Source organism: Pasteurella bettyae CCUG 2042 (genome assembly GCF_000262245.1).
GTDB lineage: Bacteria > Pseudomonadota > Gammaproteobacteria > Enterobacterales > Pasteurellaceae > Basfia > Basfia bettyae.
Genome location: NZ_AJSX01000007.1, coordinates 70,381 through 86,456 on the forward strand (window position 1 = coordinate 70,381; position 16,076 = coordinate 86,456).

Here is a 16,076-nt window from a genome sequence, read left to right on the forward strand (position 1 = left end):
GATTATTTCGGGATATAATGGGAAATAAAGAAAGCAAAAGGAATAATGAAATGGCGCGAAAATCTTTTATATCCAGTCTCCCGAAAGACGTTGTTCTAGAGTTAAATGATGTTATTCGACAACATGAATATGGCGATCATGAAAGCAATGTGGCGTGGTTGAAACAGAAAGGTTTTCAGGTTTCTAGGTCGGCTATGCACCGCTATACTGCGGAATTAAAGGCTAGAGATGGCTTTGATGGTTCTGCCGGTTCTTTCAAGCTAATAGCTGATTTAATGGCTAAAGACAGCAACCTTGATCTACTCTATCAAGAACTGGGGCAGATTGAATTTAGAAAGCAAGAAATCTTAGAAAGAATTCGGGAGTTAACGGGAAAATAAAGAAAGGGGCGTTTGCCCCTTTTTTGTTACTTTCAGAAAATTACAAAATGGGAAAAAATTTCCAAAACTCACCGCTTTAACCGCTAAATTTGGGAAACGTTAAAGCGGGTTTAAATGGTGTTTAAATCATATTTTTGCTGAGGTGGGCGAGTTGTCCTATAACTTGAAGATTTTCGGCTTCATCCTTTGAAAGTATGATTGGGGGATATTCTTCTCTATTGTCTGAAATCAGCTCCACGCCGTCCCAACGAATTTTCACGCGTTTCACCCACACGCTTGCTCCGTTTTGCACTAAATAGATTTTATCGCCTTTGATTTCCTTTCTTTTTAAATCCACCAACATCTGATCGCCGTCTTCAAAGACTACACAGTAAACATTTATTCTGTGTAATTTTCTATGTAGCATATAAATACTATAATTATTTGAATTTATTAGTTATTTTTTTTAACTCTTTTTCTTTCTGTGTTGTTAAACATTTTATTTTCTGTGTACTCAATAAGCTTCATTTGAGCCAATAATGTTTCATGAGTCATCTTTGCAAGATCAAAAATGAGTTTTTTGCCTTTTGTATCACTTCTTCTGTACCAGTTAAGTAATATTTTTTCTTCCATATTTACTAAAACGTATGAGTCAGCATCTTTTGGCGTAATTGGCTGCTCCTCTTTTGGAATATCGTCCATCCCTATATGCCGTTCAATTTTTTCTTTCGCAGTTTTAGATAAAAACTGGCTCAGTTCATCTCCTCTTTTACCAGTCAAAATATATTCGACATCGAGCTTTAGTTCTGAGTGTTGTAAATCAGCTAACATTAAAGCTTCTTTTGGAAACGCTCCTCTACGCTTTCTTTCTGCGAAAGCACTTTTAGACATGCCTAAAAATTCAGCCACATCTTTATCCATAGTTACGGAAAGTTCAGTTTTTAATCTATTGACGATATCTGTGAAATTTTTCATAAAAAAACCTTGCAATTCATAAAATTCATATTAATACTAAACTCAGTAAATAATAATGAACTATATGATTTAATATTAAATTAGATCATTGATTTTAGTTCATTAAATGATTTTAGTCCATAAAAGAGGTGAGATTTATGAAAAAAAGAACAAGAGAGGAAGTAAAAGTGTGGCTCAAGGAGCTAAATATCACGCAAACTGAATGGGGGAGAAGAAACGGTTACAGTTCAAATGAGATCAGCCGAGTTCTAAGTGGAAAATCTAAATTGAATTATGGAAGAGAAAGAGAAATTGCACTCAAGTTAAATATTCAAATTGATTGTTAGGGATTCATATGAATGAACTTAAATCACATTACTCTGTGCAAGAGTTGGTTGATTTTAGCTTGCTCTCTTTGCCAAGAACTAAAAAAGCTATTTTAACAATGGCAAAACGAGAAAGTTGGCAATTCCAAGCTCGCCAAGGAAAAGGTGGTGGTTACGAATACGCCTTCTCCTCTCTCCCACAAGCAACCCAAGCAGAGCTTTTATTAAAACAAAGTGCGGTGGAAATCGACAACGTTTCAGAAACACCCCGCGCGAGAAAAGAACTCAACTATTTGCCCGAAGTGATTTGGAAACCTTATGAAAAGGCGACTGATAAACAAAGGGAACACGCCAAAGCGAAACTCGTGCCACTACATAAATTAGACGATTTAGTGAGAAACGGCTTGGAATTGATGACTGCTTTGGATGCTGTCGCGGAAGAATGCAACATTGCGAAAGGATCGCTCAAACGTTGGTATTACCAAGTGCGGTCGTTTGAACGACCAGATTGGTTACCGTTATTGATTGCTAAACACAATAACAAGAAATCTGGTAAGGAAGCGGCATTTACGGAAGATGCCTGGGAAGCCTTTAAAGCAGATTATTTCCGTAACGAACAACCGCAATTCGGCAGTTGCTACGAACGTTTAAAACGCGCTGCGAGGGAAAACGGCTGGAACATCCCATCGGCAAGTAGCATAAAACGCAAAATTGAGCGTGAAGTGCCGAAATTGGTGCAAGTGCAATTACGCGAAGGTGATCATGCTGTGATGCAGTATTACCCATCCATGCGCCGCACCGTGGCGGAAATTGAAGCCCTTGAATGGATCAACGGCGACGGCTACCAACACAACGTGTTCGTGCGTTGGCATAACGGAGAGATTGTCCGCCCTAAAACCTGGATTTGGCAAGACATTCGCACCCGCAAAATCTTAGCTTACCGTGTGGATTTGAGCGAAAACAGCGACACCATTCGCTTGAGCTTAATGGATTTGATTTGGAAATACGGCATCCCGAAAAAATGCACCATTGATAACACCCGCGCGGCGGCAAATAAATGGATGACTGGGGGCGTGAAGAACCGCTATCGCTTTAAAGTAAAAGAAGATGATGTGACTGGGATTATCCCGATGCTTGGCATCGAATTGTTGTGGACATCGGTGCAATTTGGCAAAGGTCACGGGCAAGCGAAACCAATCGAACGTGTGTTTTCACACGGTGGTTTAGGCGAATTGGTCGATAAACCCCCAAGTCTTGCAGGTTTTTACGCAGGCGAGAACGTTTATAACAAGCCCGATAACTACAACGGCGGGAAAGATGGCGTGGATTACGGCACATTTATTTTAGCCATAGAAGATGGCATCCGCACTTTCAATGAACGCGAAGGCAGACAAACCGAAATTTGCCAAGGCATTTACAGTTTCAGCCAAGTATTTGAGCGCGATTATGCCAAGGCGCAAATTCGCAAGGCAAGTGCAGAACAAATGCGGTTTTTAATGTTGATGAGCGAAGCCGTTACATTGAGAAAAGATGGCACATTTGAGTTAGAAGCAGGCGGCAAGGTCAATAATCGCAAAAACCGCTATTTAGCGAGCGAGCTGATTGCCACCGCACACCGCAAGGTGGTGGTGAAATTCGACCCGCAAGACTTGCACAACAAAGTGTGGGTTTATGGTTTGGATGGCGTGTTCTTAGCCGAAGCGAAATGTACAGATGCGGTGGCATTTGGTGATAAAGCGAAAGGCCGCGAACACGATAAAGCACGCAAACAAATGGTGAAAGCGGTGAAAGCGGTAGCGAAAGCCACACTCACGATGAATGCACAAGAAGCAGCGCGTTATCAGCCTCAATTCGAGGAAGAAGTACCGCTAGAACCGAAAATCATCGAGCTATTCCGACAAGAAGGTAACGCAGTGCGCAAACACGAAGCGGTATTAGATGACGATGAAGATACCAACGATTTTGAACAAGGCTGGCAAAAAGGGCTGGCAATGTTGAAAAAGGAAAAGGGGCTTTAAGCCGTATTTAAGGAGCGTTAAACATGACTTTAATTAACCAAATCAAACAACTCTTAGACAACCAAACCTACACCCAGCGCGAGATTGCTGCACAATCTGGTGTCAATCCTGGGGCATTAAGTGCGTATTTAAAAGGCACTTATGCTGGCAATGTAGAAAAGGTTGAATACGCATTAAACAACTGGCTCGCTACGCGTGAGAAGAAAGAAAAAGTGTTTGTGGAAGCACCACACTTTATTGAGATTCCGACAGCCAAGAAAGTGTTCAACGCCTTAGATATGGCCAAAATTTTACCAACCATGGTGACCGTTTACGGCGCAAGCGGTGTGGGCAAAACCAAAGCATGCCAAGAATACAAAAAAGTGAACCAAAACGTGTGGATGATTACCGCAAGCCCAGCGCGCGCCACATTAAGCAGTGTTTTGTATGAGTTAGCCCTTGAGTTAGGTATTAACGATGCGCCACGCCGTAAAGACCGCTTATCACGCCTAATTACTAAAAAGCTCAAAGGCACACAAGGCTTAGTGATTATCGACGAAAGCGACCACCTGCCTTATGATAAACCCGCGCAACATAACCGCCCCTAAAAAAGCAAGATAATTTCCTTTTCTTGCTTTTTTCATTTAGTGAAATGGCGTTACATATCTGCACTTATCTATGCACTAGACAAGAAAGCTACAAACAAGTCACCTATTTTGACTTGATTGACTTCTTGCGGTTGGTCAATATCACGCGACCACCTTATATATTCTTCAGTTCAACAAAGTCGGAATTTGTGCGATTTATTGAGTATATGGTCGATGATAAAGTGCATAATTGGCAAACCTTTGATAATGCGCAACGAATTGTAGTCAATGCGTCAGCAAGTTATTCAGGCAAGTATTGAGGATAATATGGTTTACAAGTTCTAAAGTAGAAAATTTAAACGCCCTTTAATGATGATTTAAAGGGCGTTTTTATTTCTCAAATTTAGCAATTTTTAACCTCTTAAAATGGGAAACAGCCAAGATTTCAGATTTCTCACTTTTAACGGTTATGTTTCTCAAAATTTGCGGACGGCAACATTGGGAATATGAAAAAGGCGGCTATTTCTTTGAATTGAGTGAATTTCTTACCGAGAATTTACCGCACTTTGATTTTGCTTTGCCTTTTATAAATATGCAGTCCAATAAGAAAGTGGGGCGGGAGCCTTGGCATATCAGTTATTTGCCGTTAGCTGAATTGGCAAGCCAGCAATTTTCACCAGACATTTTGCAACAGGCATGGAAAGGGGAAAATATTTTAGGCGCAGACTGTTTAATATCAAATCTTGAACAAATTTTTTCTGAATATATTGTTTAAAAATAAAGCCTTATCGTGAAGATAAGGTTTTATTCTTAGGCGTAAAACAGCCCTTTTCCATGCAAATAAATAGGCAACTCATCGCCAATCGATAAATCGGGGGAAATGATGTTCTCAATCCATATTGCGTAGCCATTAATTTCAATTTGAATAGCGGTAATTTTCCCTTTAAATTCAATTTGTTTTACTTGCCCTTTGAAAAGTGCGGTTGGATTTTCCGATGTTTTAAACAGGTTGAATTGTTCTGGACGAAGCAAAATTTTACCTTGTTTCTGAGTGATTGATTTATTTTTTACAGGAATATTACCTAATTGGCATTGAACTGTGTTTTCATCAATCAGGTTCGCCGATAGCACGATGTTGTCACCAATAAAACTTGCGGTTTCAATATGATTAGGCGACCAATAAAGTGTGCGAGGTGTATCAATTTGCAAGATTTTTCCTTGCTGAATTACGGCAATTTTATCTGCGTAACGCAAGGCTTCATCGCGGTCGTGAGTGACGAAAATCGCTGATGCACCACTTTGACACAGTGCTTTTAGCATATCATGACGAATTTGCTGGCGAAGATGTTCATCTAAGGCACTAAAAGGTTCGTCTAATAAAATCAGTTCTGGATTTGGTGCTAGTGCTCGAGCTAGCGCCACACGTTGTTGTTGTCCACCTGACAGTTGGTGAGGAAAACGTTCTGTCAGTTCACTAATTCCCGTGAGTTGCATTGCTTGCTCAATCCGCATTTTCTCTTCATCCGTTTTTCCTTTGCCATTCCCCAATCCGTAAGCAATATTGCGATAGACATTTAAGTGAGGGAAAAGCACACCTTCTTGCACCACATAACCTAGATGGCGCTGTTGCGTTGGCACATTAGAATTCTCGCCAAAAATTAACCGCTCTTTTAGCCAAATTTCGCCAGTATTGGGTTGTTCAAATCCTGCGATCGCTCGCAATAACGTTGTTTTTCCACAACCAGAGGCACCTAGCAAAAAGAGGATTTCACCTCGTTGTAAGGTAAAGGAAATATCGTGTAGAACTTGTTGTTCATTAAAAAATTTATTGAGATTTTTAACGGTTAATAAAGGATTATTTATCATTTTATTTAAATGCATATTTTTTCAATAAAAACACAGGAATCCCTGAAAAGAGAACGAGCATGAGTGCATAAGGCGTTGCCGCAGCGTATTGCGCATCACTGGTATATTCCCAAACGGCAATAGAAAGGGTTTTGATGTCGTTTGGCGTGAGCAAAAGTGTTGCAGTAAGCTCTTTCATTAAATTCAAAAATACTAGAGAGAATGCCGCCGCAATGCCTGGTAGCATTGCGGGTAATGTTAAAGTTCGGAAAATATAGAATGGGCTTCGTCCTAGGCTTTGTCCGACTTTATCAATATTATCAGAAAGTTGCTCAAGCGAGGCTCTAAGTGTGGTTTGTGCCATTGGTAAATAGAGCATAAAGTAAGCCACGATAATAACTAAAAAGGTTTGATATAAGCTGTTGGCATAGTTGATCGTAAAGTAAATCAGCGATAATGCGATAACTAAGCCAGGTACGGCGTGTAATAGGTAAGGTAATCGATCGATCCAAACGGTTAATTTGCTGCGATAGCGTACAGCAGCCCAAACCAATGGAAACGCACAAACTACGGTGAGCAATGCGCCTAAGCCTGAAATAATAAATGAATTGCTGAATGCCGATAAAAATTCTGAAAAATCACCCACACTTTCGAGTGAATGCCCTACGATAAGCCAGTAAATTAACATAATCACAGGCACGCCAATGCTTAAGATGAATATGCTAGAGAAAAATCCGAAGGTTAAACATTGTTTGCCAAAGGAAAGTGTTTTTACCGGATAAGGACGAGTGACACCTTTGCCACTGTTGTAAAGTGTTTGTTTACCACGGAAGAATGTTTCTCCCAACACAATAATGCTACAAATTGCCATTAATACAGCGGAAAGTAGTGCTGCGGTGCTGTTATTAAAAGACATTTCATATTCTTGGAAAATCGCTGTGGTGAATGTTTGGTAATTCAAAATTGAAACCGCACCGAAATCCACGAGCATATGTAATGCTATTAGCAATAAACTACTACCGATTGCTGGTTTTAATTGCGGAAAAATAGCGTGCCAAAATGTGTAAGTTTGGCTTTTTCCTAATGAAAGGCTTACTTCTTCAAGGGACCGATCTAGTCGTTTAAGTGTAGCTGAAATAGGCAAGTAAGCGAGTGGGAAAGAGCTTAATGTCATGATGCCAATCGTTCCCCAAAAACCTTCTACTCGAAAGGTTAGGCTGATCCAAGTAAAACAGCTCACAAAGGCTGGAATACAAAGCGGCAAACTCATCGCCACTTCAAAAAATGATTTTCCAAAAAAGCGATAACGTTCAAGTAAAAATGCACAAAGTGTACCGAGAAAAATGGAACCAATGGTTACGCAGACCATTAGAAGCATTGTGTTGGTGAGTAATTCCGCCATTCTTGGGCGAATAAGAAGCTCAAGGCTACGATCTAATCCGACTTCAATCGCACGGAAAAGAATATACAGAAATGGTAATAAGAGCGGTAAACCAATAAGTAAAATAATGATAGTGAGCCAAAGTGGGGGAGTTCGGGTCAAAAGATAATCCTTTATATGTTACAACTGTATTTTCACTTTTGGTGAAAATACAGTTGCGACGTTAGCGGGCTTATTTTAAACCAGCTTCTTCAATTAATTTATTTGCTTGTTCTTTGTCTTGAGCAGTAGTTGCTGAAACTACTGGAGCTTGCAATTTAGCATAAGGTTCCATATTGAATGGAGAAGTCACATCTGTACGTAATGGATATTCTGCACGTACAGCAACTAAGGCTTCTTGACCTTTTTTGCTTGCTAAGAAGTCCACGAATTTTTTCGCTTCTTCTTTATTTTTAGATGATTTTAGGATTGCAGCACCTGAGTAAGTAACTAACGCACCAGGGTCTTTATGACGAATAAAGTACAAGCGAGTTTTTAAGTTTTCTGCACCTTTTTCTTTTGCTAATGCATACCAGTAGTAGTTATTAATTAAGGCTGCAGGCACTTCGCCATTTTCAACTGCTTGCAATGCAACACTGTTTTTCGCATAAAGTTTACCATTTTCTTTTAAGCCTTTTAACCAATTAAGCGCAACTTTCTCGCCTTTTAGTTTAACAATAGCTACAACTTGTTCTAAGAATGCGCCAGAGGTTGGTACATAACCGATTTTATCTTTCCATTTTGGTGTCGCGTAATCAAGCACTGATTTTTCCATATCTTTTTCAGATAATTTAGTGTGATCATAAACCACAACACGAGAACGACCACTTAATGCGATCCAATCTTTTTTAGGCGCAACCGGTACACCTTGGTGAGAGGTTTGTTTGATAGTATTGGCTGAAAGTGGTTCTAATAAACCCGCTTCAGAAAGTGAGGCAAATGGAGATGTTTGTTCTGAATAGAATACATCGGCTGGACTTTTATCGCCTTCTTCTTTAAGTTGACCAGCTAACTGTTCGCTTTTAGCACTATTTAAAGTAACTTTGATGCCAGTTTCTTGCGTAAATGCATCAGCTACGGCTTTTGCAGCTTCTTTATGTTGGCCGTTGTAAACGGTAATGTCGGCAAAGCTACTTGCTGAGAATGTAAGTGCGGCAGCGAGTGTCGCAATTTTGAAAGATTTGAATGTCATTGAAAACTCCTTGTTTTATGAGAATGAATGTTTTAATTAAGCCTGTATAACCTTTATTCTATTTCCAAACCTATTTAAATGCAAATAATTCTCAATTTTTTTGACAAAGAAAAAGGAGAGCGATTAGCTCTCCTTCAATATATTGATTGCTTTGAATTTTGCTTATAGTGCGTCTGGTTGAATGTAACCTAAGTCTGCTAATACTGTACAAATAGAATCACATAATCCTGAACAATCAAACTCTTCATCAATGAGTTTTTCGTTATTGTTCATGTCTTTGTAGCCATTTTCAATTAAATATACTTTGAGTGACGCATTAAGAGTCGCTTTAGTGGTCGGTTTTTCCATTTGAGACATTATATAAACATGCAGTTCATTTAAATCTTCAACTCCGCAGTTATACATATTGCCAGCACCGATATATTGATTTGTACCATCTAATAAAGCTTGTGCATATTGAGTAAAGCGTTTAGGTATATAGGTTTTGTTATCTTCAAATGTATATGTTTGATAAGGTGTAAGAAATACATTGATATAGCCTAGGACTATAGCTAACAATACAGAAGAGTAAATTTCATTCTCTGTGAGATTTTCAAATTCTTTATGTTCAGCAACGTAATCAATTAATGATTGAATAGTGAAATGACCTACTTGATAGATAAAGTGTTCAAGTAATTTTTCTACATCTTGATTATTAAATATATTGCTCAGATTATTTTCTTTGCCTTGATTAATGAAAGTTAGTTTGTTTAATAAATCTGTCTTTATGTTCTCAGTGCGGTTAATGTTATCTTGTAAATGAGCATGGCATAGTAAACTTCTTCTAAATGCTACATCGTAAAGATAATCGAGGCATTGCTCACGTGCAACATAATCTGTTTCGGATAATTGATTGATCATGTCACGTAAATGTTGTGGTATCCAAGAAATATATGAAAGTTGAAAATCTGTATCACCAATATAAGCCAATTGATGTTGATGTAGGCTATCAATAAATTGATTTAAATAGAGAGGTGGTTGTGATATTCGAGATATTCATGTGCGATGTAATGATCGCCTTTAGTTTGAATACTATCGAAGTTATTGATTCGGCTCTTGTTATTGTTTTTTTCAGACTCAATCGATTTAATTGCATCTGAGAATAATTGAACAACGGCTTTGCCACGACGAGTTTGTTCAGAGAGCGGTAAATCCTGAGTGTATTTATTCGCATAAAGCATAATATCTCGTGCAACTTCTCGGTTTTTCCAACCTGGATAGGTGTTGTAAGAAATATAAGCAATACCGTTTGGCGTTAAATTTTCTCGGCAAACTTCAAGAATTTTATCTTTAACATTATTTGGTACCCAAGAATAAATGCCATGTACAATAATGTAGTCAAACACGCCAAATTCAGGCGTAATATCGAGAATATTTTTTGCTTCTAAACGAACATTTGTTAATCCCATTGATTTAATGATTTCATTACCTTGAGTAATTTGACTATCTGATAAATCAATACCTACAAATTCTGTATCTGGATAATAAACCGCTTGAGAAATTAAGTTTCCGCCAAAAGAAGAACCTAATTCTAATACTTTAGCACCTTTGAGTGCTGGCGGTGTTAATCCCCATAATGTTGCATTTCCTTCCAAAAGCGCAATGCTCGTATAAGAAAAGGGTTTTGAGTAGTATCTAAGTTCGTCATAAGGGTTATTTTGTTCAGTCATAATATATCCAGCTTGTCACATAATTAAGAGTGCATATTATAGAGGGGATATGGGTGAAAACAAAGTGATGATTATTTCCCATGAAGTGGTAATTACGCTAGAATAACCGCAATTTTCACCAGCTTAGTATTCCCATGCTTTCATTTACTCTCGAACATCAAGATAACGCACGTTTGCAATCTTTATGTGGTGCATTTGATGATCATCTAAAACTTATCGAAAAAGAATTTAATCTTGTCATTGCTCGTCATAATTTCACTTTTAATATTGATACAGTAGAAGAGGATCCAAAACCTCATCATTTAAAATTGATAAAAAGTGCGGTGAAATTAATCCAAGATTTATATGTTGAAACTGCGCCCGTAAAAGGTAAAGTGAAAGAGTTAGATTTGGAAGATGTGCATATGGCTTTACAAGAAAGCCGAATACTATCTCAAGTTGAACCGAACCGTGCTGAAAATAATGTTTTCAGTACAACGATTAAAACTAAACGAGGTGTGATTAAACCTCGAGGCGAAAATCAAGTTCAATATTTGCATAATATTTTAACTCACGATATTAGTTTTGGTATTGGCCCAGCAGGAACGGGGAAAACATTCTTAGCGGTTGCTGCAGCAGTTGAAGCATTAGAGCGTCAAGAAATTCGTCGCGTGTTACTTACTCGTCCTGCAGTTGAAGCGGGCGAAAAGCTAGGTTTTTTACCTGGGGATTTAGGTCAGAAAATCGAACCTTATTTACGTCCGCTTTATGATGCTTTGTTTGAAATGCTAGGTTTTGAGCGTGTGCAAAAATTAATGGAACGTAATATTATTGAAATTGCCCCTTTGGCTTATATGCGAGGGCGTACACTCAATGATAGTTTTATTATTTTAGATGAAAGCCAAAACACAACAGTTGAGCAAATGAAAATGTTTTTAACCCGCATTGGTTTTAATTCTAAAGCCGTGATTACGGGCGATATTACGCAAATTGACTTACCTCGTAGCACAAAATCTGGTTTACGCCATGCTATTGAAGTGTTGGAAAAAGTACCAGAATTAAGTTTTAACTATTTTGATAGCAAAGATATTGTGCGTCATCCAGTGGTGGCTAAAGTGGTGCAAGCATACGAAGAATGGGAAGTGCAAGATGAAATTCGTCGCAAAGAATTAGCGGAGTTTCGTAAAGCCGAACGTGAAAAAGAGCGGTCAGAAATTGAAAAGAATTTAGGAGAGTGAAATGGGACGTATATTCGTTGATCTGCAAATTGCCACAGAAAATATAGAGAATTTACCAACAGAAGAGCAAATTGTGCAGTGGGCAACAGCCGCTGTTCAACCTGAAGGGGATGAAGTTGAAATGACGGTTCGTATTGTGGATGAAGCCGAAAGCCATGAATTAAATTTAACTTATCGTGGCAAGGATCGCCCGACTAACGTACTTTCATTTCCATTTGAATGCCCCGATGAGGTGGAGTTGCCATTGTTAGGGGATCTCGTTATTTGCTGTCAAGTCGTGGAGCGAGAAGCTGCAGAACAAGAGAAACCATTAATGGCACATTGGGCACATATGGTCGTGCATGGTAGCTTACATTTACTCGGTTACGATCATATTGAAGACGATGAAGCTGAAGAAATGGAAAGTTTAGAAACACAAATTATGCAAACACAAATTATGCAAGGATTAGGCTTTGATGATCCTTATTTAGCAGAGAAATAATCTTTATTCGGAGTAATGATGTATAAAGCGGTATTTAGTGATTTTGATGGTACCTTATTAACCTCTCAACATACTATTTCCCCTCGAACTGTTGCTGCAATTAAGCGTTTAACGGCGAATGGTATTCCTTTTGTGCCAATTTCGGCGCGTTCTCCTTTAGGTATTTTGCCTTATTGGAAACAGCTTGAAATGAATAATGTGCTTGTTGCATTTAGTGGTGCGCTTATTTTGAATCAACATCTTGAACCAATTTATAGCGTACAAATTGATCCGAAAGATATTTTAGACATTAATACCGTTTTGGCGGATCACCCTTTGCTTGGTGTAAATTATTATACAAATAATGATTGCCATGCTCGTGACGTAGAAAATAAATGGGTGATTTTTGAACGCAGCGTCACTAAAATTGAGATTCATCCTTTTGATGAAGTAGCGACACGTTCGCCGCATAAAATTCAAATTATTGGGGAAGCTCAAGAAATCATTGAGATTGAAATTATTTTAAAGGAAAAATTTCCACATCTGAGTATTTGTCGTTCCCATGCTAATTTTTTAGAGGTGATGCATAAGAGTGCTACCAAAGGAAGTGCGGTTCGTTTTTTGGAAGATTATTTTGGCGTACAGACCAATGAGGTGATTGCGTTTGGTGATAACTTTAATGATCTGGATATGCTAGAACATGCGGGGCTTGGGGTGGCAATGGGAAATGCACCTGATGAAATTAAACAAGCTGCAAATGTAGTCATCGCGACCAATAATGAAGATGGGTTAGCATTAATTTTGGAAGAAAAATTTCCTGAATAATTGGCAAGAAAAAGGCTCTCAAACGAGAGCCTTTTAGTTATGAATTTTTTGATTCTTTTGAATTATACATATCTTCAATTTGCTTACGATAACGCTCTAAAATCACTTTTCTACGTAATTTTAATGTTGGTGTAATTTCACCCAATTTAATGCTAAAGGCTTGAGAAAGTAACGTGAATTTTTTTACTTGTTCAAAATGAGCCAATTCTTTTTGCACCGCATTAATACGCTGCTCAAACATTTTCAGAATTTCAGAATTTTTTAATAATTCTAAACGGTCATGATATTTAATATTGATCTGTTTAGCGTACTCTTCCAAACTATCAAAGCAAGGCACAATAAGTGCAGACACATATTTTTTCGCATCGGCAATGATTGCAATTTGTTCGATAAATTTATCTTTCCCGATTTTGCTTTCGATATATTGTGGCGCGATATAGAAACAAAAACCAAATTTCACAAATCCAGCAATAACAACACTTATAAGCGACAATTCAGATCACGCCAGCCCACCAATATATTAAAAAGCCTTAACTTTATGAGTTAAGGCTTTTTTTCTAAATCGGAATAGACGAAAAAAACACTAATAAAATTGGTGGGGCTATGTTGGTGATAAATCCAAAGCTAATGGCTAGGGGTACGACTTCTATGCCTCCTGAACGTTGGATAATTGGTAACGTACAGTCTAATGCTGTTGCACCAGCTAAACCTACGGCAGTAGAGCGATAATGAAACATAAAAAAGGGAATAATGAATAAGCTAAAAACTTCACGAGATAAATCGTTAAAGAAAGCAATACTTCCGAATACAGGACCCCAAGCATCATTAATTACTACACTTGAAAGCGAATACCAGCCTAATCCTGAAGCAATTGCTAAGCCTTGAAAAACAGGTAGATTGAGCCATAAACTAGCAAGTATTCCGCCGATAAGCGAAGTTGTGATCATAATTAATCCTGTATAAATCCCTCGTTTATTAAAGAGTACTTCTCTTAATGAAATACCGTTATTACGTAGTTGAACGCCTACAAAAAATATTAATACAATTAGAACATAAGTACTGGCGTGGAGTGGTAATTCAAAATGACCTTTAGTTATTAATCCAAAAATAAAACCGATGATAACCATAGAACAGAGTTTGAAACTGTCTAATAATAGTTTCCAACGTGGCGGAATATCCTTACCCAGATATTTAAGTGGCTGAGGATAGAGTTTGTCGTAAGTGATTAATCCCACCATATTACAACTGAGAATGCAAATGATAAAAATGAGTGCAGAAATTCCAATCATCGGTAATTTTCTTGCCAAATCATCTAATTGTCCGAGAGAAATCCCCATCACAAATAAAATAATAAATAATAATATCATTATGACATTATTAATTCGTTTTAATATTTGTTGATTGGTTGTTTTGATAAGATAGCCCAATAACATAGGCACGAGAACAATTAGTAAGCCTTCCATAAAATCCATTCTTTTTAAATTAATTGATATATAAGTATATCAACTGTTGGTAATTTGCGGTAGGCTATCAAAAATTATAGAGGATATTTCTATGTATTTACGTCAATTAGATATTTCAGGTTTTAGAGGGATTAAGCGTCTTTCCATCATGTTACGTGCCAACATGGTATTGATTGGTGAAAATTCTTGGGGTAAATCCAGTTTGTTATCGGCATTAAGCCTGATTTTAAATGCAGAGAATGGATTATACCATTTTACAGAAGCTGATTTTCACCGTTCAGAGGATATGAAAAGTATTACCTTATTATTTACTTTCAGTGAGGGAAATGTAAATGAAGAGCATGATCAGTTTGATGCACCAGTGCAACGATTGTTCGTTCCTCATGAAGATGGCTATAAACGAATTTATTTACGTGTGACTGGAGAATTAAATTCGCAAAATGAGGTTATTACACAATATTCATTTTTAGATCAGTTAGGTCATTGTATTAAACTTGATAATATAGAAGATATTGTACAAAAAATGATTCAATATCATCCTATTTATCGTTTTCGAGATGCTCGTCTTAATCATCATAAGGCTAATTCACAGCCACTTAAATATGCTGAATGTGCAGATCAGACTATTAAAGAAATTTATGCGGTGATGGAATTAGTAAAATATTATTTTGTGGAAGAACAGCCATCACAGACGATCATGTCAATGGATCCTGGTAAATTATGGGATATGGCTCAGTCACTTTGTTATCGTCTAGAACAGGATGCTGATCATTCATTGCAAAAACGGCTTATTGATACTATTTTCCCGCTTTTTGAGTATCATCAAAAGCCGAATGAAAAGATAATTCATTCAGAACGTATTCGTCCTATTCTCTTGCTAGAAGATCTCGCTACTAGACTGCATCCTCGTATGGTTGCTATTGTTTGGAAACTTACTTCTTATTTGCCTATTCAGCGTATTACTACGACGAATTCTGTCGATTTAATTTCATTGGTTGAGTTAAAAAGTATTTGTAAACTTGTACGTTATGCGGATCGTACAATAGCTTATCAATTAAAACGTCATGACTTGGGCAAAGAAGATTTACGTCGGTTAACTTTCCATATCCATCATAATCGTAGCTTAGCTTTATTTGCCCGAACATGGATTTTAGTGGAGGGGGAAACTGAGGTTTGGATTTTATCTGAATTAGCTAAGTTATTAGGAATTGATTTAGATATTGAGGGAATTCGTATTGTAGAGTTTGCCCAATCGGGAATTCGTCCATTAATAAAATATGCTAAGGCAATGGGAATAGAGTGGTATGCTTTAACAGATGGTGATGAGGCTGGTCGTAAATACACAGAAACCGTGAAAGATATGTTGTCTGAGGATGAATCTGTAAGCCAAAGAGTAATGACTTTACCAAAACAAGATATTGAACATTTCTTTTATACACAAGGTTTTGAAGAGGTATTTATTCGCTTATCTCATTGGCAACCGCAAGGTGAGCATTATCCTATGCATAAAATTATTCAGCGTGCAATTCAACGTACTTCTAAACCAGATCTCGCTATTGCTATTTCAAATGAAATAGAAAAACGAGGAAAAGAGTCAATTCCATTCTTATTTAAACGACTATTTTCTAAAGTTGTCAATTTAACTAAAACACAAGAATCATAAAACTGTTTTTATATACAGTATTTTGTGTTAAAGTGCGGTAAAAATTTTGAAAATTTTAC

The 16,076-nt window shown here is 37.6% G+C and carries 13 protein-coding genes and 5 pseudogenes; 10 read left to right on the forward strand and 8 right to left on the reverse strand.

From position 1 onward, the window contains the following. The first annotated feature begins 17 nt into the window (after positions 1-17). Positions 18-380, forward strand: a complete 363-nt coding sequence (locus HMPREF1052_RS01540; RefSeq protein WP_172606373.1) for a phage protein Gp27 family protein — start codon at positions 18-20, stop codon at positions 378-380. A gap of 121 nt (positions 381-501) precedes the next feature. On the opposite strand, the gene HMPREF1052_RS01545 is transcribed toward HMPREF1052_RS01540, so the two are convergent. Continuing rightward, positions 502-786, reverse strand: a complete 285-nt coding sequence (locus HMPREF1052_RS01545) for a S24 family peptidase (protein WP_040596157.1) — start codon at positions 784-786, stop codon at positions 502-504. Between the two features lie 26 nt (positions 787-812). Beyond that, positions 813-1,334 carry a helix-turn-helix domain-containing protein gene (locus HMPREF1052_RS01550; RefSeq protein ID WP_005759088.1) on the reverse strand — a complete coding sequence of 174 codons (522 nt, stop codon included), beginning with the start codon at positions 1,332-1,334 and terminating at the stop codon, positions 813-815. Between the two features lie 137 nt (positions 1,335-1,471). Between HMPREF1052_RS01550 and HMPREF1052_RS01555 the strand changes: the two genes are divergently transcribed. The 5 genes and pseudogenes from HMPREF1052_RS01555 to HMPREF1052_RS01570 all read left to right on the forward strand — a co-directional run. Next, positions 1,472-1,660: a transcriptional regulator gene (locus HMPREF1052_RS01555; protein ID WP_040596158.1), complete on the forward strand. Its 189-nt coding sequence runs from the start codon at positions 1,472-1,474 to the stop codon at positions 1,658-1,660. Between the two features lie 8 nt (positions 1,661-1,668). Next, complete coding sequence (locus HMPREF1052_RS01560; RefSeq protein WP_005759247.1) at positions 1,669-3,657, forward strand: transposase domain-containing protein; 1,989 nt, start codon at positions 1,669-1,671, stop codon at positions 3,655-3,657. A gap of 23 nt (positions 3,658-3,680) precedes the next feature. Then, positions 3,681-4,217: pseudogene (locus HMPREF1052_RS01565) on the forward strand (AAA family ATPase); the annotation flags it as partial. A gap of 92 nt (positions 4,218-4,309) precedes the next feature. Beyond that, a pseudogene (locus HMPREF1052_RS11435) lies at positions 4,310-4,568 on the forward strand (hypothetical protein); the annotation flags it as partial. Between the two features lie 154 nt (positions 4,569-4,722). Next, positions 4,723-4,998: pseudogene (locus HMPREF1052_RS01570) on the forward strand (D-alanyl-D-alanine carboxypeptidase family protein); the annotation flags it as partial. A 35-nt stretch (positions 4,999-5,033) separates the two neighbouring features. On the opposite strand, the gene fbpC reads toward HMPREF1052_RS01570, so the two are convergent. The 4 genes and pseudogenes from fbpC to HMPREF1052_RS01590 all read right to left on the reverse strand — a co-directional run bounded on the left by fbpC (position 5,034) and on the right by HMPREF1052_RS01590 (position 10,389). Next, positions 5,034-6,104 (reverse strand): Fe(3+) ABC transporter ATP-binding protein FbpC, encoded by a 1,071-nt coding sequence (gene fbpC, locus HMPREF1052_RS01575; RefSeq protein ID WP_005759192.1) that lies wholly within the window; start codon positions 6,102-6,104, stop codon positions 5,034-5,036. Continuing rightward, on the reverse strand, positions 6,091-7,611 hold the full coding sequence (locus HMPREF1052_RS01580; protein WP_005759099.1) for an ABC transporter permease: 1,521 nt from the start codon (positions 7,609-7,611) through the stop codon (positions 6,091-6,093). The genes fbpC and HMPREF1052_RS01580 overlap by 14 nt, the downstream gene beginning before the upstream one ends. A 70-nt stretch (positions 7,612-7,681) precedes the next feature. Further along, complete coding sequence (locus HMPREF1052_RS01585; protein ID WP_005758925.1) at positions 7,682-8,680, reverse strand: iron ABC transporter substrate-binding protein; 999 nt, start codon at positions 8,678-8,680, stop codon at positions 7,682-7,684. Between the two features lie 162 nt (positions 8,681-8,842). Continuing rightward, positions 8,843-10,389 (reverse strand): annotated as a pseudogene (locus HMPREF1052_RS01590) (methyltransferase regulatory domain-containing protein). A 134-nt stretch (positions 10,390-10,523) separates the two neighbouring features. Here HMPREF1052_RS01590 and HMPREF1052_RS01595 point away from each other — a divergent pair. The 3 genes from HMPREF1052_RS01595 to HMPREF1052_RS01605 are packed head-to-tail and all read left to right on the forward strand — an operon-like array spanning position 10,524 to position 12,891. Next, a complete protein-coding gene (locus tag HMPREF1052_RS01595) occupies positions 10,524-11,606 on the forward strand; it encodes a PhoH family protein (RefSeq protein WP_005759104.1) in 1,083 nt (360 codons plus the stop codon). A 1-nt stretch (position 11,607) separates the two neighbouring features. Next, positions 11,608-12,087 carry an rRNA maturation RNase YbeY gene (gene ybeY / locus HMPREF1052_RS01600; protein ID WP_005759235.1) on the forward strand — a complete coding sequence of 160 codons (480 nt, stop codon included), beginning with the start codon at positions 11,608-11,610 and terminating at the stop codon, positions 12,085-12,087. 18 nt (positions 12,088-12,105) lie between these two features. Then, positions 12,106-12,891: a Cof-type HAD-IIB family hydrolase gene (locus HMPREF1052_RS01605; RefSeq protein WP_005758866.1), complete on the forward strand. Its 786-nt coding sequence runs from the start codon at positions 12,106-12,108 to the stop codon at positions 12,889-12,891. Positions 12,892-12,928: 37 nt separating this feature from the next. Here HMPREF1052_RS01605 and HMPREF1052_RS01610 read toward each other — a convergent pair. Together HMPREF1052_RS01610 and HMPREF1052_RS01615 are read right to left on the reverse strand one after the other, a co-directional pair. Further along, positions 12,929-13,330 (reverse strand): annotated as a pseudogene (locus HMPREF1052_RS01610) (long-chain fatty acid--CoA ligase); the annotation flags it as partial. A gap of 118 nt (positions 13,331-13,448) precedes the next feature. Beyond that, positions 13,449-14,354, reverse strand: a complete 906-nt coding sequence (locus HMPREF1052_RS01615; protein ID WP_005759018.1) for a lysine exporter LysO family protein — start codon at positions 14,352-14,354, stop codon at positions 13,449-13,451. Positions 14,355-14,445: 91 nt separating this feature from the next. Here HMPREF1052_RS01615 and HMPREF1052_RS01620 point away from each other — a divergent pair, with 91 nt between their 5' ends. Next, positions 14,446-16,017 carry a DUF2813 domain-containing protein gene (locus tag HMPREF1052_RS01620; protein WP_005758900.1) on the forward strand — a complete coding sequence of 524 codons (1,572 nt, stop codon included), beginning with the start codon at positions 14,446-14,448 and terminating at the stop codon, positions 16,015-16,017. The last annotated feature ends 59 nt before the right edge of the window (positions 16,018-16,076 follow it).